The 412-nt window shown below is 39.1% G+C and carries 1 pseudogene; it reads left to right on the top strand.

Annotated features, from left to right (window positions below):
- Positions 1 to 10 precede the first annotated feature (10 nt).
- Positions 11 to 412: pseudogene (locus J7R05_RS08555) on the top strand (ATP-binding protein); the annotation flags it as partial.

Here is a 412-nt window from a genome sequence, read left to right as displayed (position 1 = left end):
TATTGATTAAGCTTTAGCTGGTCTTGCTACCCTTGTAAATGTTACGCTTCATGCTGATGGATCTTGTTCTGTCCGTGATAATGGATGTGGAATTCCAACTGATATTCACTTAACGGTAGGCGGGTCAGCATCTGAAGGCATTATGACCCAACTTCATGCTGGTGGAAAATTTGATCAATATTCTTATAAAGGGCCAGGAGGATTACACGGCGTTGGTGTCTCTGTTGTCAATGCGCTTTCAGTTTGGCTGCGACTACAAATTAAACGTAATGGCAAAACACATGAAATGTCGTTTACATGCGGAGAGGATGATTGCACACTTAAAATTGTACGTAATTGCCATGTAGAGAGAGGAAAACAAAACAGCTTCTTTCCAAGATCTGAAATTTTTACTAAAACTAAATATGTTTTT

The sequence above is a fragment of the Bartonella capreoli genome (assembly GCF_902813205.1).
Taxonomy (GTDB): domain Bacteria; phylum Pseudomonadota; class Alphaproteobacteria; order Rhizobiales; family Rhizobiaceae; genus Bartonella; species Bartonella schoenbuchensis.
The sequence above is the reverse complement of the archived record's forward strand: the minus strand, read 5'-3'. Positions and strand labels throughout refer to the sequence as shown.